A 22,799-nucleotide genomic window follows, 5' to 3' on the forward strand; every position below is an offset into this window, starting at 1 on the left:
AAAACAATGAATAAAAATAGAAAGCTAACCTCACTGAGTAGGCTCCTTTTTAATTACTCGCCGAAACAACTTGTTTTTGCTGTCGTGCTTGGGATGCTGTCAGGTGCCCTATATAGCTTAATTATTCCATTTATTTTGAGTGGGCTGGAGGATGATTCTCTTACTGTATCGGATTATGTATTGTTAGAAGACGGTGGTGCTGGTTTTTTCATCTTTGTCACTGCTATTTTATTGACTAAAGTTGCTTCTGTAATTTTTGTCAACAATATCGCGAAATCAGCCTCTGCTGATTTAAAGTTAAGTGTTGCAAAACGCATCCAAGCTTTAGGTGTTGATACGGTTGAACGCATAGGCTTTTCTAAGATTCTGAATATCGTCGTTGATGATGTGAATAAAATAACGAATGCTGCCGTTGCTATACCAATGATGATCGTATCTTTAGTGACCGTATTGGGAATGTTGACTTACCTGGCTTATTTAGACTTACAAGTGTTTGCCTTTATTTGTGTTGCAATTGTCATCGGAGTTTTACTTTTTCAACTTCCCGTATTGTTTGCTAAAGGGCTGTATACCCGCTCTCGAAACGATAAAGATGCATTACAAGAAGGGATCCGAGGGCTGATCTTCGGTGCTTATGAAATGAAGCTGAGTCATGAGAAAGGAAAGCAATTTTTAGCTGAAGAAATTGCCATGCCGCTAGCGAGCTCAACATCGCAAGAAAAGCGTGGTGATGCGATCATTCACTTGGCGGGTAACGCCAGTGAGATGATTTGCTTCTTCGTAATTGGCGCAGTGGTCTTTTTGTTACCAACTGGGTATTTAAGCTCAGGTACAAGTGCTTTTGGTGTGGTGATGGCATTGCTCTACATCACAGGACCAATCGCGAGTATTTTATCAATGATGCAAACTCTTAAGATTGCTCAGGTGTCATTAGAGCGAGTGCACCAACTACAATTGCTAGAGCCTGAGGTTTACAGTACTAGCAAAAATACGGTTGAAAACACCGAGTGGACTAAACTGTCGTTGTCAGAGGTTCAATATCAATACACATCTGATGAAGTAGATGAAGCGTTTGCGCTCAAGCCGGTGAGCCTCAATTTCGAAAAGGGAAAAATATACTTCATCGTGGGTGGTAATGGTTCTGGTAAGTCAACATTAAGTAAGCTGATTTCCTTCCACTACCGTCCAACCAAAGGCTGCGTTCAGTTTGATGATACGGTTGTTACAGAAAACAATTTAATGCAAATGCGAGAAAAAGTAGGTGTTATTTTCTCAAACTATCATTTGTTTAAGAAGCTCTATATTCCAACGGAAAAAATCGACAGGGAAAAAGTTCAGCAATATATGGAAACGTTCAAATTGACGGGGAAGACTGAGCTTGTCGGCAATATTTTCACTACAACTAAACTTTCTGATGGTCAACGAAGACGCTTAGCATTACTAGTTGCTTTAATGGAAGATAAAGATATCTACATCTTTGATGAGTGGGCTGCAGATCAAGATCCAGAGTTTAAAGACTTCTTTTATACCCAGGTGCTGCCAGAGCTAAAAGCTCAGGGTAAGTTAGTGGTCGCGATCACACACGATGATAGATATTTCAACTGTGCAGACTCAGTTATCAAAATGGAATCTGGCGCGGTAAAAAGCATGATGAACACCGCAGCAATTAGTTTGGCAAAACCTGCGATGCCAAGTATGGCTCAAGCATAAAATAAGAAGAATCGCGTTATGAATATTAGTACCTTTTTAGACTATTGTGTCACCAATCATGTTGCTTTGAGTGTGGACAATGAGCAACTGAAAGTTAATGCCCCGCAAGGCGTGCTACAACAAGCGCAGATTAGCTTTATTAAAGAGAATAAACAGCAGCTTATAGACATCATTAAGACGCTAGATCTGAAAAAAGAAAAATCAGCAATTTTTGATAAAGCGCTTGATGATACGGGTGTTATCTCGACAGGACAGCGCCAGATGTGGTTACTGGAGCAACTGACTTCCGGACAGCCTTATAATTTCTTTCGTATCCTGCGCTTACACGGAACATTAAATACCGATGTACTGGAGCAAGCGTTGCGTGTACTGGTTATGAGGCATAAACAGTTACGTATGACGTATCACGATAACAATGGTGTACCAACCACAACTTGCCAATCTCAGCCGGCATTTTCGCTGCCTGTGTATTCGGCAGGTGAAGGAGATCAAGGGCAATTGCTTGATACGATTATCAGTGAGTTCCAACAACATGAATTCGCGTTGGATAAAGATGTTTTGCTAAAAGCTTCTGTAGTGAGCCAGTCTGAAGAGGTACATTATCTTCTTATTAAATGCCATCACATAGCGACGGATGGGTGGTCTCTTGAACTTATCAACAGAGAGTTGAATTCTGTTTACACTGCACTGGTGAATGGTAAAGAATTCGAGTTACCAACACTTACCCATGAATATGGACATTTTAGCCTATGGCAGGATTTTTATCTCAGCCACGAAAATGCGGAAATTGACAGAGAGTTTTGGTCAACTTATCTCAGTGGGGAGTGTGAGTCACTAAATCTTGCGCAGTTTAGTCACACCAATAATTCACCGTTGGTAGCCGAGACTGTGACAGTACCTGTTGCTTCTCACCTGGGTAAGACACTCAAACAGCTGTGTAACAAATACAACACAACTATGTATACCCTATTCCAGTTTGCATTTACGTTGCTACTAACCAAATACAGCCAGCAAAAAGATGTAGTTATAGGTACACCTGTTGCTAATAGAGACGAAGCGGAACTGCAACCATTAGTTGGGTATTTTGTTAACACGCTTCCAATCCGCTTTGAATGTGCGCAATCAGAAACGCTAGCGCTTGCATTACCTAGATATCAGGACATGTTAAATCAGGTCATGACTCACAAAGCTTTGCCTTTGAATGAGATCCTTAAAGTATCTTCTCTGGATAATGAATTGCTAACTCAAGTGATGTTTACTTACTCAGCATTTGAGTCCAGCGTGCAGCAACTTGGCGGTATGGATATTGAAATACTAGATCCTGAGCAAAAGCTTACAGACCTTCAGCTACATTTAAATTGTGTTGAAAGCAAAGGTGAGATTTCTTGTCAGTGGCATTTTGCAACTAAGTTATTTGAACAATCGTTTATTAGCTCAATGGCAACTCATTTTATTGCCGTGTTAGAGCAACTTGTTGCAGCTGATCATGATGATTGTGCGCTTTCACAAATTGATCTGCTGAGTGACAATGAAACCCACTTTTTGGTTGAGGAGTTGAATAAAACTGCGACTGAATTTTCAAAATCTGCTTGTATTCACGAACTAATTGAGCATCAAGCTGAGTTACATCCAGAGAAGGTAGCGGTGGTATTTGGTCGTGAGCAGCTGACCTACCAAGCATTAAATGAAAAAGCGAATGAGCTGGCTCACTATTTGATTGAGGAACACGGTGTTTGTGCCGAGATGCCTGTTGGACTATGTGTTGGTCGTTCTTTAGAAATGGTTGTAGGCATTTTGGCTATTCTGAAAGCTGGTGGCGCCTATGTACCATTAGATCCAAGCTATCCAAAAGAGCGTCTAACGTATATGTGCGAGGATACTGGCATTAGTCTGATTTTAAGCCAGGCGCATCTTTGCTCTGCTTTGACACACTTTAATGGAGCGATACTTGCCCTTGATGAAATTGTGGCAAATACGGAAGCTGTGCTTAGTAACAAATACAGCCGAAAGAATCCGAATGTAGATATTGCTACAGATAGCTTAGCGTACTTGATATATACCTCTGGCTCTACAGGTCAGCCAAAAGGAGTGATGGTTGAACATCACGGGGTAGTCGCATTTGTTTCCTCACCTACGTATGCCGAAGTAGGTTTATCAACAAAAGTGGCGAGTTTATCCTCACATGCTTTTGATGCGTTTGTGTATGACTTGTTTTTTAGTCTGACTAATGGTTCTTCTTTGTATATCTATCCGCAAGATATTGCGCTTGATGCACAGCAATTTCATACTCAAATCTCGCGTGATGGGATCACCAACCTATTTACAACCACGGCATTGTTTAATGTATTAGTGGAAAATAATGCTTTTGCTAATACAAAGATAGAGCAAGTATTATTTGGCGGGGAGCGTTGTGATGTTAAAAACGTAGAGCGTTTCAAAGAAGCCTATCCAAATGTTAGCCTGATGCATGTATATGGGCCAACAGAAGCTGTTGTATACGCAACTGCTTGCGAACTATCGGCGGTTGAGCATGGTGCGCCAATAGGTCGTCCTATCAATAACAATACTGCATATATTCTTGATGAGGAGCAAAACTTAGTTCCTTTTGGTTGCATCGGGGAGTTGTATGTTGGTGGTGCTAGTTTAGCTAGAGGTTATTTCAAGCGGGAGGAACTAACGGCTGAGCGCTTCATAAAGAACCCTTTTTATGATCAATCTAGTTCAAACAGTTCAGTACACCTATATCGTACAGGAGACCTTGTTCGTTACTTGGCAGATGGCAACATCGAATTTGTTGGACGAGCTGATGATCAAGTTAAAATCCGTGGTTTTAGAATTGAATTAGGGGAAATCGAGTCTAGACTCAGTGACCTCAAAGCTGTCGATTCCGCGCTAGTAATGGCTTTAGACATAGCTGGTAGCCAACAATTGGTGGGCTATGTTAAGTCTTCGAGATCTTTAGATAATAGAGACTTAGTGGCTACAGGCTCTGAGATAAGAAATCAGTTAGCTGCAATGCTTCCAGATTACATGGTGCCCAGTGTAATTACAGTGGTCAACGAGTGGCCACTTACCGTAAACGGTAAAATTGATAAGAAAGCATTGCCAAAACCTGACATTGCATCTAGCTATGGTAACTATGTCGCGCCATGTACTATGTATGAAAAGGCGATAGTTGATGTTTACGCTGAGGTGCTTCAACAAGAATATGACGTTATTAGTACTACGAGTAGCTTTTATGAATTAGGTGGCCATTCGCTATTGGCTCTTAATGTGCAAGCACAGCTTAAGTTACAAGGGTTGTTTGTAACTATCACGGATATTCTGCAGCCAATTTCAATCCAGCAGTTAGCGAAAAAGGTAACACAGCTTGATAGCGAGAATAGCGAGTTTGTGGCACCAATAAACCCGATAATAGCTCCGAAAGATGTCACGGTTGAAAAACTAAACATGGTGTCTTTAAATAATGTCGAGCTGTCTAGCCTTATTGGCAAAGTCCCTGGTGGCAAGGAAAACATCGCGGATATATACCCTTTAAGCCCGTTACAAGAGGGGATGCTTTTTCACCATATAATGGACAAAACGGAAGACTTATACTTAACCTCCTTTACTTTAAAGCTTGCTAATGCAGAGTTGGTAGAGCAATTAATTACGGCGCTACAGAGTTTAGTTGCGCGTCATGACACGTTAAGAACCGTATTTTTCTGGGAGGGGTTACCTGAGCCTGTACAGGTTGTACTGAATCAGGGCGAGCTTTGTGTCGAACATGTCGTGTTAGAAAACTACGACACGACAGCGGAAGGTCGTGCGCTACTAGAGCAGCATAAATCTACTCGAATTTCGTTACACCAAGGGCCGCTGCTACAGTTGAAAGTAGGCAAGAGCAACGGGTCAGATGAATACCTTGTGCTGGTAGAGCATCATCATCTCATCATTGATCATATTGGTTTAGATATTCTTGTTGAAGAGCTCAGCGCAGTAATGTCGGGCAATGATGAGCATTTACTGACACCGACACCATATAGAAATATGGTTGCCTATGCGAAGATGAAAAATAGTGATGATCAAGGAATCGGGTATTTCCAGGAACTACTAGGTGACTTGGAAAATAAAACTACATTATTTTCAGGCTCCACAGCGGCACCTGAGGATACCTACAGCGGCCGTATTGATATGGCACTCGGGGAGCAACTTCGTAAAACCTCAAAACATCTTGGTCATAGTATCTCTGCTATTTTCCATACGGTTTGGGCACAAGTTGCAGCACAATGTACGGGAGAGCCGGAAGTGGTATTCGGTACAGTGTTATCGGGTCGATTGAATAATTTTGCGAGTACGCAAAGAACAATGGGCATGGCAATAAACACCCTACCACTCAAAGTACAGATCGCAAAGACCAATGTACGTTCTATGATTGGAGATGTCGCCAGTGGGTTACAAGCGCTAATTGATGTTGAGCAAACACCACTCTCTTCAGTACTTAATTTAACGCCATTTGGTGGTGACCTATTTAACTCGGTTCTGAACTATCGCCATTCATTGGAAATGGAAGGCGAAGGTGAATTTATTGACGGTTGGGAGGTATTAGGCGCTCACGAAAGAAACAACTACTCAATCTTTGTAAATGTTGATGATTACGACCTTTCGGGCGCTTTTAATGTGACGGTGCAAACAGCCAATGGCGTTTGCGCAAAGAGATTGCACAGCTACTTTATCGAGGCGTTGACTAACATTCTCACCAGTATTGAAAAGAGTGTAGAGTTAAAGCAAGTATCGGTTATTCCAAAGGCTGAGCTTAACACTTTATTAGATGATTTTAATCATACGAAAGTCGAGTACGATGACACCTGCTGTATTCACGAGTTATTCGAAATACAGGCAGAGCAATATCCAGAGCGGATAGCAATTCAGTATCAACAGTCACAGTTGACATACAAGCAGCTAAATGACAAAGCCAACAAACTTGCTCGCTATTTAGTCGAAAGCTGTAAAGTGGTACCAGATACCTTGGTCGGACTCAGTGTTGAAAGATCGCCAGAGATGATAATTGCTATCTTAGCGATTTTGAAAGCGGGTGGCGCTTATGTACCACTTGATCCAAGTTACCCTAGGGATCGCTTAGAGTTTATGGTTAATGACGCGGAGTTAACTTTGATCTTGACGCAAAGTCGATTCCAATCTGTATTCGAAAATGACGCATGTACGCTACTTACGCTTGATACATTATTAGATGAAAAGCATGAGAGCTATAGTCTGATTAGACACCTATCGGATCATAATCTAGATAAGAAAATGATTGAGCTAACTCCTCAGCATCTGGCCTACGTCATCTATACATCGGGCTCTACAGGCAAGCCTAAAGGCGTATTAGTAGAACACCATGGAGTAGTGAATTATCTCACATATGGACTGCATTACTTACAGCCTCATCATAAAGGTGCTGTAATGAGTACGCCGCTGAACTTTGATGCAACAGTCACCAGCTTATTTGTTCCGCTTATATCAGGTAAACAATTAGTCGTACTCGCTGAAGATTTGCTTAGCATGTTCGAGCAATTAGCGTGGTATTTGTTTGAACAAGGAGATAGCTGGTTATTTAAGCTAACACCGACTCATCTAGATGGTTTATTCCCTTTATTTGAAGATAGCTCACCTTGTCAGCAAGCTCATAGCCTAGTGATTGGTGGTGAACAATTAACGACAAATGTTGTGGCAAAGTGGCAGCGGCATTGCCTGCCCAACGCGTCATATATTAATGAGTATGGACCAACAGAAACGGTGGTGGGATGTACGACCTTCACTATTAGTAATGAGGCTTCGCTACAGACTTGTGGTAGCAGTGTGCTTATTGGACGACCAATTAGTAATACTAAACACTTTGTGCTGAACGGCGATATGCCTGCGCCGATGGGGGCTGTTGGGGAGCTATGTATTGCTGGGGTTGGTGTCACCCGAGGTTATCTGAACAGACCGGAACTTAATGAGCAAAAATTCACTACATTTACCTCGCCGTTCGGCAAAGTTGAACGTATTTATCGCAGCGGTGACTTAGTGCGCTATTTAAACGATGGCAACTTAGAGTATATCGGTCGCGTTGATGACCAAGTGAAAATCCGCGGATTTAGGATTGAAACAGGTGAAGTTGAAGCGCATTTGACGAAACAGAACGGTGTCGACTCGGCTGCAGTGCTGGTGAGAGAAGTTGATTCTCAACAAGTGCTTATTGGATATGTGAAGCCAAGTGAGGCTATTGATTCCGATAACCACAGCGACTTTATTATTCAGCTTAGATCTCTGTTGGGAGCATATTTACCTGACTACATGGTACCAAGTGCTTTGGTTGTGGTACCTAGTTGGCCACTGACACCTAATGGAAAAATAGATAAGCGCGCATTACCAGAACTAGAAAATAATGCTGTCATTGGCGAGTACACCGCGCCTGAGTCTGAAACTGAGCATGCCCTTGTTGCTATTTGGGCTGAACTATTGAATCAGGAAGTGGGCTCGATCAGTACGACTGCCAACTTCTTTGAAATTGGTGGCCATTCATTGCTGATGGTGCGTTTATTTAGCCATATCCAAAGGGAGTTTGATATTACTTTGGAGCTGCAAGCACTATATGAGAGCCCTTATATCCGTGAACTGGCGCAACTTTGCGACGTAATTATAACGAAAAAAGAATTACAACAACGATTAACTCAACGTGTTGACTGTGAAATTGAAGAGGTCGAGTTTTAATATGAATGCGAAAACAATACTAAATACATTAGCTAAATCAGATATCGATCTTTATCTAGACGAAAGCAATCAGCTTAAAGCAAAAGCGCCAAAAGGTGCGATCACAGAAGAATTTCGAACGCTAATCAAAGAGCACAAAGCGAGTTTGGTTGCTTATCTTGAACAATTAGATGCGATTTATACTAAGCGTGATAATAATAAGAAAATTGAGGCTGCAAAGCGGGTAGATGGGAAAGCTGATATTTCTTTTGCCCAGCAACGCTTGTGGTTTATTGATAATCTCCAGAGTGGTTCGCCAGAATACAATATGCCCATGGCATTTGATACTAAAGGTGAGCTGAATCTACAAGTGCTCCATCAAGTATTTGCTACAATCCTAGAGCGCCATGAAGTACTCCGCTCAGTATATGTTGAACATGAAGGTCGTATCGTTCAGCAGATCCGAACTATGGACGAAGTTAACTTTACAATTCAAGTCGAAGATTTGAGTCATCTGAGTGGTAATGCGTTAACTGATGCTGTGACACAAAGAATGGATGCGGATATAACCACGTCTTTCAATCTTGAGTCTGACTTAATGTTGCGAGTTAGTTTCTTGAAGAAAACGGTGGATACCGGTGTGCTGCTATTTAACATGCATCATATAGCATCTGATGGCTGGTCCGTGGAAGTGCTGACTAAAGAATTTGTTACGCTCTACCATGCATACCATGCGCAGCTACCTAATCCGTTGCCGCCACTTGATGTGCAGTATGCAGACTATGCTCAGTGGCAAAAAGACTATCTGGAAGGTGACGTACTTGAAAAGCAGCTGAGTTATTGGCAAACCCAGTTAGATGAAGCGCCTGCGGTACACTCGTTACCGCTAGACAAAACACGGCCAGTTACTAAGCAGCAACAGGCGGATGTTGTGCGGGGCTCGCTACCTGAGGATATCGCACAGAAATTGTTAGCGGTTGCCAAGGCTTATGAATTGACTCCATTTATGCTTCTTCACGGAGCCTTAGCATTGTTGCTATCTCGCCATAGTAATAGTAATGACATCGTTATTGGTACACCTGTTGCGAACCGTAAGCAAAGTGAGCTTGAATCACTTATAGGCTTTTTCGTAAATACATTGGTATTGCGTACAAATACAGCACATAAAACATTGGCAGACTATCTTAGCCATATTAAAACAGTGCATCTAGGTGCACAAACTAATCAAGATGTTCCGTTCGAACAACTCATTGATAATCTGAAGGTGCCGCGTAGCAAAGCCTACAACCCTTTATTTCAAATTATGATGACGACGAGTACGAGTTATGGCATTGATGATGGTGGAATGGATGCTTTTTCTCTACCAAGTGTTGAGTTACAGGCGAATGCCTCTGATTTAATCCAAGTGAAATTTGATTTGGATATTGACCTAAATATAAGTGAGCAAGGTGTTGGACTTCGCTGGACTTACGATCTGAACCTGTTCTCAGCGCATCATATTGAGCAACTAAATGCACATTTATGCCGCTTGTTAACCGAGATCTCTACATTGCAAAGTGACCGTGGCGTTGCTTTGTCGGAAATTGCGATGTTAAGTGACTCAGAGACACACCAATTGGTACATAGTATCAATGACTCTGAACTTACTCGCTCAACAGATCATTGTATTCATGAGCTATTTGAACAACAGGCGGAGTTGCACCCAAATAATATTGCTGTGGTCATTGATGAGCAAGCTCTGACATATCAGCAGCTTAATGAAAAAGCGAATCAGGTGGCGCGTTACCTGCGTGCAAACCATGATATTCGCCCTGATACTTTTGTCGGTTTGTGTGTAGAGCGTTCACTAGAAATGGTGATTGGTATTGTGGGAATCCTAAAGGCGGGAGCTGCGTATGTCCCTCTAGATCCTGATTACCCTCAATCACGTTTGAGCTACATGTTTGATGATGCTTCATTAGAGGTAGTACTTAGCCAATCGCATCTTGATTCGGTATTAAGTGATTTTAAAGGTACTATAGTGTCCCTTGATCACGTGGCGGAAACCAACCAGGGTACTACACATTTATTCTCACAGTATGACAGCCACAACCTTTCCTCCGCGGAAACTGGCTTAACCTCAAATAATCTTGCTTATGTAATTTATACGTCAGGATCCACTGGGCAACCGAAAGGTGTGATGATTGAGCATCAATCATTGGTGTATTCAACGGTATGTCGATTTGATATTTATGAAGAGTTCTCTAGCTTTTTACTGATTTCTTCAATGTCGTTTGATAGTTCCATTGCGGGAATATTCTCTTCTCTAACTAGTGGCGCAAAACTATGTTTGCTTAGTGCTCATAAGAAAGCTGACACTAATTATATTGTGAGTCAGCTTAAACGCCATGAAATTAGTCACTTGCTTATGGTCCCAAGTTTTTATGACTTGATCCTAAATGAGGTCGACAGTACCGCACTGCCAGCCTTGCGCGGTGCGATTGTCGCAGGAGAAAGTTGTTCGAAAAATGTCGTTGAAAAGCACTATCAGAAGTTTGCACTAACCGGAGTCAAGTTATTCAACGAGTATGGACCAACGGAAGCTTCGGTATGGAGCAGTGTGGCGCTATTGAAATGCGATGAAACGGTTAGCATTGGTAAAGCGTTACCGGGAAAGTCACTGTTTATCATGCATAACGATATGCTTGTTCCTTATGGCAGTGTAGGAGAGCTTTACATTGGAGGCCAAGGGCTTGCGCGTGGGTATTTAAATCGCTCAGACTTAACAGCGCAGCGATTCGTTGCTAATCCATTCTATCAAGCTGGCAATCAGAATAGTTCTAAGCGCTTGTACAAAACAGGTGATCTCGTGCGATATTTGCCAGACGGGAATTTGGAGTTTATTGGCCGTGCGGACGATCAAGTAAAAGTTCGTGGATTTAGGATCGAACTAGGTGAAATTGAAGCGCAACTGGAGAAGTTGGACTGTGTTAACTCAGCACTGGTGACTACCTATGAGATTGGCGGTGCTAACCAGCTCGTTGGCTACGTGAAAGCGAGCGATGGTATGACAGATGAGCTGCCTGAGCACTTTACTAATAAGGTCAGAGTTCTGCTTGGGAAGCGTGTACCAGAGCATATGATCCCAAGTATGATCATCCCGATGACGGAATGGCCTTTAACTGCCAATGGTAAAATGGATCGCAAAGCACTACCAAACCCATCTGAAATGGCGTCGAAAGATAACTTTATTGCAGCTGTCAATGATACTGAACAAGCGCTAGTGAAAGTGTGGTGTGATGTATTGCAGCTCGACAAGGTATCGGTGAATAGTAACTTCTTCGAGATCGGAGGGAATTCACTGCTTAGTATTAAGCTACAGAAGGCAATTCAACAACACATGGAAGTAGACGTTGAGCTAACAGATCTATTTGAATATCCGACCATAGGGGCACTTGCCAAGTTTCTATCTGGTGAACACGATGATGGGGTTGAGCATGGTGCAACGTTAATGACTAGAAGCCTCACACAAGAGTGTACAGATATAGCGGTTATCGGTATGGCTGGTCGGTTCCCTGATGCCACTAATGTTGACCAATTCTGGCAAAATATTAGTGCTGGAAAAGAATCTATCACCTTCTTTACCGATGAGGAGTTGGTGGCTGCTGGTGTCGCGCCTGCAATGCTGAAAGATCCTCGTTATATCAAATCAATGGATGTCCTAAGTGGCGTGGCTGACTTCGATGCAAAGCGCTTTGATTACACTCCTAGAGAAGCTGAGTTGTTAGACCCACAACACCGTCTTATGCTAGAAGTGTCCTCCGATGCATTAGAACACTCAGGGTATGGAGATCACTCAAAACCACAAAATGTGGGTGTCTTCGTTGGTGTAACGGATAGTGCTTATTTGATTGAAAACTTGTTGCGCAATCCAGATGTTGTCAGTAGTGCATCTCAGAGTTTGGTGGCAAGCACCAGTGCATCATTTTTGGCGACCAAACTGTCTTATAAATTAAATCTAACAGGGCCAAGTGTAAACGTACTGACAGCTTGTTCATCTTCATTGGTGAATGTGCACCAAGCATGTAATAGCTTATTGTTAAATGAGTGTGAGATGGCACTTGCTGGTGGTGCTCGTATCGCTTCATTGAAGGCTGATGGTTACCTTTACCAAGAAGGGGGGGTGAACTCTGCAGATGGTCATTGTCGACCTTTTGACATTGAGGCAACAGGAACACGTGGTGGCAGTGGTGGCTGTGTTCTTTTACTGAAACGCTTAGATAAAGCGCTTGCAGATAAAGATACCATCCATGCTGTAATTAAAGGCACTGCAGTGAATAATGATGCGGCAGAAAAAGTGGGTTATATGGCGCCGAGTATTTCGGGCCAAGCTGCAGTAATTAAACAAGCGTTGAAAAACGCTAATGTCGAAGCGAATTCTATTCAGTACCTCGAGGCACATGGCACAGGTACTAAAATTGGTGATCCAATAGAAGTTAAAGCACTCAAAAATGCCTTTGCGACCGAACAAAAGGGTTATTGTGCATTGGGTTCCGTCAAAGCGAATATCGGCCATTTAGATGTTGCGGCTGGTGCTGCTGGTATGATCAAAGTCATTGAGGCGATGAAGCATCGACAGCTACCACCGACAATTAATTACACACAGAGTAATACCCAGATTAACTTCGAACAATCTCCATTCTATGTAAATACCGAAAGTAAATATTGGGATTGTGACACTGATCAAAGCAGGCGTGCCGGTGTGAGCTCATTTGGGATCGGAGGAACTAATGCTCATGTGATATTAGAGCAAGCTCCTGAGGTCGAACCCAGTTCATCACCACGTAAGACTTGGCTGTTGCCGATTTCAGCAAAATCCAGTAGCGCGGTCAAAGCGGCATGTGAGAACTTACGTTCCTACTTGGCGACGAAAGCAGACGACCAGGTGAACTTGCATGATATTGCTTATACTCTGCAAGTGGGTCGTACACAGTACGAATACAGTACTCATATTTCTTGTTCATCGCTGGAAGATGCAATTACGCAGCTGGACAGCCATCCAAAAGTGGTTCGTAATGAAGCAGATGATCGCTCGGTGGTATTTATGTTCCCGGGCCAAGGTGCGCAATATATTGAAATGGCGCAGCAGCTCTATCTTAATGAGCCGCAGTTTAAATCGGTATTTGATCAATGTGCCGATACGATAAGTGAGCAGATCAATGTAGATTTAAGAGCGGTTCTTTATCCTCAACTTACCGGGCAGTTAACGCCTGAAGCCGCACAGTCTTTATTGGCGCAAACTCGTGTAACACAGCCTGCGTTATTTGCCATTGAATATAGCTTAGCAACATTGATGCAGTCTTGGGGTATCAAGCCTGACGTCATGATTGGACACAGTATCGGTGAGTATGTTGCTGCCTGCTTGGCTGAGGTATTCACGGTAGAAGATGCTTTAAAGCTGGTATGTGCTAGAGGTTCCTTAATGCAGCAGGCTCAACCCGGCGGTATGTTATCTATTGCGATGCCAGTTGAGCATCTTCGCCCGTTGTTGCAGCTAAGTGATACTTGCCTAGCAGCGGTGAACTCTGCTAACAACTGTGTTGCAGCTGGCTCTGAACAAGCGCTTATGCAGTTACAAGCGCTATTAATAGAACGTGGCATCGATTATCGTCCGCTGCATACATCCCATGCTTTCCATTCAAAAATGATGGATGGGATTTTAGATGAATTCTCGAAGGTATTTGAACGAGTGGAGTTGAATGCGCCGAAAATTCGCTATGTATCGAATGTTTCAGGGAAGTTCATTACTAATGAGCAAGCACAAAACCCAGAGTATTGGCTCGCACACCTAAGAGGCACAGTGTTATTTGCTGATGGTATTGAGACAGTCCTATCTGATACAAATTCTCTTGCTGATCAAAAGATATTTGTAGAAGTGGGGCCTGGTAGAAGTTTAACAACACTCGTGAAGAAAAACCGTGATGCGCAGCAACAAGTGGTGCTATCGGTTACGCGCCATGCGAACGAAGCTATCTGTGATCAACAAAAATTGTTAAGTGCGGTAGGTTCTCTTTGGAGTCATGGTGTGGATATAGATTGGCTCGCGCTCAACTTAGCGCAGGTTGGTCGTCGTGTGCCATTGCCGACCTATCCATTTGAACGAGTTCGTTACTGGGTGGATGCCAAAACAGACTCGTTGACGAGCGTATCCTCTCATGGTGCTAAGTTAGCTGCTGATAAATGGTGGTCGGTGCCTATATGGAAGCAAAGTACCGCAATGAAAAAAGCCAAGGCGCAACTTAACACAGATAAGCAACATTGGTTGTTAATTATGGACGGTCATGGTGTCGCGGAAGAGTTAGCCTCTCAGCTTATGTTGAACGGTCACACTGTATATCGAGCATATTCAGGAGAGGGCTTCAACCGTCTAGATGATCAGAGTTTCAATATTGATATTGGCAATAGTCAAGATTATGAAACGCTTCTAGAAGTCATCAATAAAGAGGTACAGTTGGATCGCGTTGTACACCTGTTAGGTGTTGCGCTTACACCAACTGAGAATATGCTAAGTATGACACAATTTAATCAAGCACAACGGTATGGCGCGTATAGTGCTCTATATACTGTTCAAGCAATTGTTAAAGCGGGTCTAGATGATAAATTGAGTATTGATTTCATAACCAATGATGTTGAGCGAGTCACTGGTGATGAAACTCTTAACATAGGTAAGTCAACGATTAAAGGGGTATGTAAGGTCGCACCACAGGAATATCCTGAGCTGAGTTGCCATCATATTGACGTACATTTGAATCAAGCTACGTGTGATCATGCAATTGCTAAATTGTGCCAGCGTTTATCATTGGAGTTACATTCACAACAGCGAGCACCACTTGTTGCACTGCGTGGTAATCAACGTTGGGAACCTGATTATGAAACTGAGCTAATCGATACAGAGACGCCAGCTGCCCATCGTTTAGTAGATGGAGGTGTTTACTTTATTACTGGTGGCTTGGGTAACATTGGTCTTTTGCTTGCTAAATATATTAGTCAAGCCGTGGCAGCTCCTAAGCTGGTACTTGTGGGACGCTCTGAATTTCCCGAGCGCGCGACATGGCCAAGCTTACTGGAAGGTAAAGTTGACCCAGACCTTTGTAAGCAAATTGAGCAAATTACTCAAGTGGAAAAAAGTGGTGCAGAAGTAATAATTCTAAGTGCCGACTCAGCAAATTTACAACAAATGCAAGATGCTATGAATTTTGTAGAAAGTCAGTTTGGCGCGATTTCTGGGGTGATCCACGCAGCGGGCCAGCTACACGGTTCAATGACAGCACTCATTGAGACCACTGAAGATGACTTCGAAAAACAATATCGTGCCAAAGCGAATGGCGTCATAGTGTTAGAAACCTTGCTACAAAAGCGACAAGTTGATTTTTGTATATTGATGTCTTCATTATCTTCAGTACTTGGCGGCCTTGGATTCTCGGCATATGCCGCTGGTAACCAATTTATGGACGCATTTGTGCAAAGTAAGCATGAGCAAGGTGACGAGCGCTGGGTAAGTGTTAACTGGGATGGGTGGAGTTTTACAGAGGCCACCCAAGATGATTTCTCGATGACACCTGAAGAGGGAATAGAAGCGTTTGCAGCCATGATGTCAATCGCTTATTACCCACAATTAGTGAATTCAACTGGTGCATTGGAGAAGCGACTAAGCCAGTGGATAGACAAAAAGGTTGCTGAGTCGCAGCAAGCTTTATATGAGCGCCCTGACTTGGAGAGTGACTATATCGCACCTCGTAATGAGGTTGAAGAGAAGCTCGTTGCTATTTGGCAGCAGGTGCTAGGTATTGAGCAAATCGGGATTGAGGATAATTTCTTTGATTTAGGCGGGGATTCTTTAGTAGTAACCCGTGTCATTAGTGAAATAAGAAAAATATTCTCAGTAAATGAATCTGCATTATCTATTAAAGAGTTCTTTGAGAAGCCAATTATTAGCCAGTTATCAGAAAAAATAGCGGCTGAACTAGAAAATGCTGAAGTCGAAAGTAAGAAAGCGCAAATATTAGAAGCAGGTAAAGCTGTAGAAGAAGGAGTATTTTAATGAATTCACCACAACAAATTATCGCCCACGCAGAAGCTTGTAATATTGTGCTTTATTTAAAAGGTGAGCAGCTAGCCTATATCAGCGAGGAAGGCGGCTTTCCTGATGAACTGAAAACATTGATCCGTGAGAACAAAGATCAAATAAGTGCCTATCTACGAGAACAGGAACTGCTAAAGCAGAAAGCGGAGAATGAAACACTGATCACGCCAGTAGATAAGAGTAAAATATTGCCACTTACCTTTGCGCAGCAAGGTCTATGGTTTATTGACCAGCTAGAAGGGGGAAGTAATCAATATAATATACATGCAGCGTTTGGCCTCAAAGGAGAGCTAAATTTGGCGGCAGTACAGTGGGCTGTTAATAAATTAATTGAGCGCCATCAAGTATTGCGTACTGTATATATTGAGAAAGAAGGAGAAGTCTGCCAAGAAGTTCAGCCTCTTCAGTACATGGAGCTGCCGATTGTTGATTTAAAAGGCTTTTCGCCGCAAGAACAACAGGAAAGAATACTTCAGATCTCGAACCAAGAGATGAACCAAGTCTTTAACTTGCAATCTGATTTAATGTTGAAAGCAAAAGTAGTCGTACGAACAGAACACGATCATGTATTGTTTTTTACATTGCATCATATAGCCTCTGATGCTTGGTCACAGGCCATCATGATCCAAGAATTTGCGACACTTTACGAAAGTTATTGCAAACAGCAGCCAGATCCACTGCCTATGTTAGATATTCAGTATTGCGACTATGCTCACTGGCAACGCAACTACTATACCGAAACTCGCATATCTGAGCAGTTAGTGTATTGGGAAAAAATGCTCAAAGGTGCGCCTTATTCCCATGCACTACCGTTCGATAGGCCTCGAGGTGCACAGCAAAAGTTCGCTGGAAAGACACATTCTTGGTTTGTTGATAATGAACAGGTCCAGGGATTAAAAGCAAGAGCAAAAGAAAATCAAGCAACATTTTTTATGATGCTATATACCGCATTTTCAGTATTGATTGGGCGTTGGAGCCAGACAAGAGATGTAGTTATTGGAAGTCCTATTGCGGGTCGCACTCACCCTCAGGTGTCCCCTATGATCGGTTACTTCATTAACAGCATGACATATCGTAGCGAATGGACTGAAGGAGAAAGTTTCCGCTCCCTACTTGGTCGCAATAGAGAGAATACGTTATCTGCATTTGATCATCAGGATATACCTTTTGATTCGTTGGTTGATCGTTTGAAAATACCGAGAGAGCTGAGTCATAGCCCGCTATTTCAGGTGATGTTTACGCTACAAAACACAGAAAAGTCTGATTTTGAGTTGAACGGGTTGGAGACTTATCCTGTGATGGGCGAAAACTCACTAACTAAGTACGATTTGCAAATGGTTGCTGAAGAAGGTGAGGGTGGGCTTTGGTTAAATCTGACCTACTCAACAGATCTGTTTGACTTTGAAACGGTTCAATCAATGTCCAATAGTTTTGATATGATATTGCGTCAATTATCTGTGAATGTGGATATAGCGGTAGATAAGTTAGCATTGGCAAACACGACTGAAGCACTAACTCCGAAGTTGCTTCCATTGGAGTCATTTACGTCGGTCCACTCGTTGATTGAGAATATGGTTGAGACGAAAGGGGATGCGACGGCTATCGACAGTGGCGATTGTTCACTCACTTATAAGGAGTTAAATGAAAAGGCAAATCAACTGGCGAGATATTTAATTCAAAATGGGGTTATGCAGGGACAGCAAATACATCTGTGTGCAATCCAAGGGGTGTCCCGTTATGTTGCCAAGTTGGCTGTATTAAAAGCTGGGGCGATATATGAATGTCATGACATCTTTGAAAGTACAGACTGGTTCAACAACATCGTAGCTCAAGGTAGCGTCTTGCTATTTTCAGAGTGCACGGTAAGCCGCCTATCTGGTAACGCATTACGAGTGCCTTCAGATGATGAGCTTAAGGCATTTTCTTCAGCAAATATGCGACAGGATGAGGTCTCTATCAGGTCTTTTGACCGAGCGATAATGGATAGTCGACTGAATAATGGTAGAGTAAGCCATGCACTTTTGTTACAACAGGTGCTCAGGCAGCAGCAAACGATGCAGCTAAATAAGAATGCAAACTTGTTAATTCATCCGGAAACAGAGAAAACCAATCGTATAGATTGGATTACAGGACTCGCGTCAGGAGCTAAACTGGTGTTGTTAGAGGCTGCTCGAGACCTTGAAGATACTTTAATCACTAAAGAAGTGACACACTTGACGCTAACAGCTGCACTGCTTGCTGATGTGACTTTATGTAAGGATTATGCTATTCAGCAGCTTATCATTCATGCAGAGTCTGGTGCTGATTCATTACTGTGGCGATGGAGTGAGCTATACTCGGTAACATCTGTCTTGAGTCTTGGCCTACAAGGTTATATTTGTGCAGAGAAAGTGATTGCTGGTAAGGCTATCTCGTTGGGGAGAGCTTTTGACAAGCATCAAGCGAAAGTGATGTTTGACGATAAGAATCTTGCTCCCACAGGTGCTATTGGTTATCTCTATACCGTTGATGCAAATAATAACTTTGAAAATACTAATATGTTGGTGCGAGAAACTAATGCTGGAACTATCGAAGCTATTCACTATGGAGCTTTGAAAATGAGCCGTGATGATGTATTTCTAGAAAATATTATCTCAGCTCAGCCGCAAACGATTCAAGTTGCGGTGATAGAAAAAGTGGTTTACCTAAGATTGTCGGGTAGCAGTGCTGCACAGCAAGAGCAACTGAAAGCAGTTCAGCATAATTTAAAACAATTGGTACCTACATATCTATTACCAAAGTTATACGTAATAGTATCAAATATGCCGATTCGAAATGGAGGTACGGTCAATCGTGAAGCGCTGTGGCACCATACACAAAGTTGGCAAGACAACTTAGCTGCGTTACCTCAACCGGAATTATTGGAGGCTGACTTACAACTGCAAGGTTCCACAACAGAAACAGTTGATTTTTTCCTCGATAAAGAAGTATCATTTGCATTGCGAAATTTAGCGTGTCAGTATAATGTGACAATTGCAAAGGCCTTTTCTGCAATTTTTAATTTGGCCCTAGTGATTAACTCTGAAAGTGATTGTATCTTAAGTACGGTGTCTGGAGTATCTTCATCTACAGTCGGTAGTGGCGTTTTGTCTAGTTCATTTTGTAAAGATGCACGAGTTCAAGACAACCTGAAAATCATTCTAGATAATTTATCACAAGGTGTAGAATACGAATTTGTTGATAAAAATTGGATAACGCAACAATACAATCAAAAATGCGGCACCGATTGGAAGACTATTTTTGCCTATCAGTTAAAGTTTGTGTCGGATACTATGATGCAGCAAGAGCTTGTGACAGACAGCTCAGTGAGCTTATTGGTTTCAGACAGACTGAGCGCAGAAAAAATAGAGGGTCAATGGCGCTTGCAAAATAGTTGTTTTGATCAATCAACGTTGCGTCGATTGGAAAAAATAATAGCGATGTTGGCATCCCATGAGTTGCAGAGCAAAACGCTTGCGGAAGTGAAAACAATATTGAACGAAGATGCCCGCAGCAAGTTGCGTTCAGCGAAGCGAAAATTTAAATCAGTGAGAAATAAGAGTCAATTCTCAGTTGAAGGAAACGTAGCATGAGTTTTAATAAATGGCGTAATAAAAAAAGTGAAACTACAACGCCGATAAGTTCATTAGTTTCAAAGGTTTTTTTAGAAGAATCACCTACATTGCCTGTAGTGTATAAGTGCAATACGGCAAACGTTGATTTACCGACTTGGTATAATCAGAATGAGTCGGAAATAGCGCAAGAGCTTGCTAAATATGGCGCTGTGTTATTCCGCGGTTTTAACATACATAGCGAAGAGGATTTCCAGCAGTTTGTTGCCACTAGCATCAAACAGACCGCTAAGTATGTGGAAGGGGCAACGCCGAGGACAAAGCTATCAAAAGGGGTTTATACGGCCACAGAGTTTCCTTCTGATCAAGAAATTGCTTTGCATAACGAGTTATCGTATGTCACAGAGCCACCAAGTAAGTTAGCATTTTGCTGTTTGACTGCCCCTGAAAGTGGTGGTCAAACTCAACTGGTCGATGTACGTAAAGTGCTGAATCGAATTGACAGTGATATCGTATCCGAATTCGAAAAGCGAGAAGGCTGGTTATTACGTAGGAATTATGGCAATGGATATGGACCAACAGTGGCGAAAGCGTTCGGTATGACAGATATTGCAGACATAAAAGCTTATGGAGAAAAGGTTGATTTAAAAGTGACACCAATTTCGGATGAAAAAGTAGTCACTGAACAGGTTCGAAAGGCTGTGCATCAACATCCAATTAGTGGAGAAAGAGTCTGGTTTAACCATATCTCTTTTTGGCATACAAATAACCTATGCCCAGATGTGAGAGCAAAAATGCAAGAAGACTTAGCTCTTGAGGATTTTCCCTATTCAACGCGCTATGGTGATGGTAGCGACATTGATGACAAGACAGTCGAAGCACTGAGGCTGGCGTATACGAAAGAGGAAGTGAAGTTTGACTGGCGTGAAGGGGATGTATTACTGATAGATAATTGGTTGGTTGCACATGGCCGAAAACCATTTACTGGTGCTCGTAGAGTGCTTGTGGCCATGGGCTAAGTGAGCCTTGTCGAGATATATTATCGTCTCACGCATGAGATGATAATATATCGACCAAAGGAGCTTTGTTTGTAAATTAGTCATTTTTATACCTTTGTTAATTGACTCGGTGTAAAAATTTAAATATATTTAATAATCGAAACACTTTAATATTGAGCTAGCAATAGCCTGAATGGTAGAAGCGTGATGCGCATTCCTAAATGGCGTTGGTTTATACTAATACCTTGTTTTTGTTAGTTTGTGAAAATCTAAACTCATAGAGCTATTTGTTTTGCTTGGTGGGCTTGCCCACGACTATATCCAACGACCAAGGACATGCTTGGTTGGCACTACTTCTTTGAAAGTTGAAGTGGATGGGCGTAGAGATTACGTGTTATTGCTACACATACCATGGAACAGATCGACATTGAGTCAAAAATAAAGAATTTTACGATATAAAAAGGATCTATGTTTATGCTAAAACTAGATAAAGCTATCTCTGATGAGCTTTTACTTGGGCTTGTGCGCTCTACCATTCGAGGAATTGAAGCTAAGGATTGTTTTTACAACCAACTTCATTACGTTAATCGGAAGTTTGTTGAAGTTCATGCTAACGCGCTACTCGATATTGTCGTTGCAGCGTTACAGGATATTCATCCCGGTATTTGTCGAGATGACATTGCTTACGTCAATGATTTTGTTGCACCCGTTAATCTGAAGAACTCAGCAGTGAGGCCGGTCACTGAATTAAACAAAGCTAATAAATATCAGTGGCACGTAGACTCAATTGACCAATGGTTAGGGCCTTGCTATAACCTATGGATCCCGTTATATCGTCAATCTGCGCTTGAGAAGTTAAGTGAACAACCACTATTTGAAGTGATGACGTCAGAGCAGGTGCCAAGCCTCTATGGGAATAACAATATACCAAAGACTAACTTTCTCATTGATGGAGCGACTCAGGCACCTGACTATCTCGGTTTGGCTCAAGAGTTTACAGGCATAGAAATCGAAAAATTACGCGATAGCTACCTGTACCATGACGCAAAAGGGAAAATTAATATTTTGCCAAAAAGTGATATGCAGAGCACTACAGTTGTGAAACCGCAGTTAGGTGATGCTTACATTTTCAGAGCAAATCAGTTCCATTCATCAGGCCCCTCGGAGTTTGAGCGTATTGGTGTTGCTATGAAGTTCATTATTACCAACCCGAAATACGGCTTCAAAGAGCATGATGAATTTAGATTTCCACCACCATTTGCGGGATGGGAAGGTTTGTTTACCGGCTGTTATGCGCAATTTAAAGATTTTACCTCATTCAAAAAATATATTGACTTTAGCATCGTCGGGGAACAGCTAGAGCTTCGCAACAATCAAGATAAATTGAATAACATCTGTGTAGTATTAAGTGAAATAGAACAAGAGTTGGCACACTATATAGAGCATGGCAGCTTTCCTTCTCTCGCTCATCAAGCAGAGCAAGAAATGGAGGTCGGGTTTCTGTAGGGACGAGAACAAATATTTTTTGGTAGGTATTAATAATTAGTACATACCGTTTTAGAAATCGTATTGATGAAAGTAGTTTCTGGCTATTTTGCTTTACAACTTAAAGAACAAGCAAATAAAAGTGGGCATTATTAGTCGTTCGCTGCATTTTAAATA

Annotated in this window: 6 protein-coding genes; all 6 read left to right on the forward strand. The window is 42.2% G+C overall.

Translation table 11 applies throughout. The features are described 5' to 3' along the window. The first annotated feature begins 6 nt into the window (after positions 1 to 6). The 6 genes from NH462_RS14805 (at position 7) to NH462_RS14830 (ending at position 22,643) form a co-directional block, all read left to right on the forward strand. A complete protein-coding gene (locus NH462_RS14805) occupies positions 7 to 1,710 on the forward strand; it encodes a cyclic peptide export ABC transporter (RefSeq protein ID WP_253106350.1) in 1,704 nt (567 codons plus the stop codon). A gap of 18 nt (positions 1,711 to 1,728) precedes the next feature. Then, a complete protein-coding gene (locus NH462_RS14810; RefSeq protein ID WP_253106353.1) occupies positions 1,729 to 8,448 on the forward strand; it encodes a non-ribosomal peptide synthetase in 6,720 nt (2,239 codons plus the stop codon). A 1-nt stretch (position 8,449) separates the two neighbouring features. After that, the gene (locus NH462_RS14815; RefSeq protein ID WP_253106355.1) at positions 8,450 to 16,507 is read left to right on the forward strand and encodes a non-ribosomal peptide synthetase/type I polyketide synthase; all 8,058 of its coding nucleotides are present in this window, start codon (positions 8,450 to 8,452) and stop codon (positions 16,505 to 16,507) included. After that, positions 16,507 to 20,160 carry a condensation domain-containing protein gene (locus NH462_RS14820; RefSeq protein WP_253106357.1) on the forward strand — a complete coding sequence of 1,218 codons (3,654 nt, stop codon included), beginning with the start codon at positions 16,507 to 16,509 and terminating at the stop codon, positions 20,158 to 20,160. Before NH462_RS14815 ends, NH462_RS14820 begins: the two co-directional genes overlap by 1 nt. After that, on the forward strand, positions 20,157 to 21,158 hold the full coding sequence (locus NH462_RS14825; RefSeq protein ID WP_253106359.1) for a TauD/TfdA family dioxygenase: 1,002 nt from the start codon (positions 20,157 to 20,159) through the stop codon (positions 21,156 to 21,158). The genes NH462_RS14820 and NH462_RS14825 overlap by 4 nt, the downstream gene beginning before the upstream one ends. Positions 21,159 to 21,611: 453 nt before the next feature. Further along, a complete protein-coding gene (locus NH462_RS14830; RefSeq protein WP_045988449.1) occupies positions 21,612 to 22,643 on the forward strand; it encodes a hypothetical protein in 1,032 nt (343 codons plus the stop codon). The last annotated feature ends 156 nt before the right edge of the window (positions 22,644 to 22,799 follow it).

Origin of the sequence: Pseudoalteromonas sp. OANN1, from assembly GCF_024124685.1 — a bacterium.
Lineage (GTDB): Bacteria > Pseudomonadota > Gammaproteobacteria > Enterobacterales > Alteromonadaceae > Pseudoalteromonas > Pseudoalteromonas piscicida.

Coding starts and splice junctions, on each gene's coding strand:
- NH462_RS14805 (WP_253106350.1), top strand. CDS start 7: ATGAATAAAAATAGAAAGCTAACCTCACTGAGTAGGCTCCTTTTTAAT.
- NH462_RS14810 (WP_253106353.1), top strand. CDS start 1,729: ATGAATATTAGTACCTTTTTAGACTATTGTGTCACCAATCATGTTGCT.
- NH462_RS14815 (WP_253106355.1), top strand. CDS start 8,450: ATGAATGCGAAAACAATACTAAATACATTAGCTAAATCAGATATCGAT.
- NH462_RS14820 (WP_253106357.1), top strand. CDS start 16,507: ATGAATTCACCACAACAAATTATCGCCCACGCAGAAGCTTGTAATATT.
- NH462_RS14825 (WP_253106359.1), top strand. CDS start 20,157: ATGAGTTTTAATAAATGGCGTAATAAAAAAAGTGAAACTACAACGCCG.
- NH462_RS14830 (WP_045988449.1), top strand. CDS start 21,612: ATGCTAAAACTAGATAAAGCTATCTCTGATGAGCTTTTACTTGGGCTT.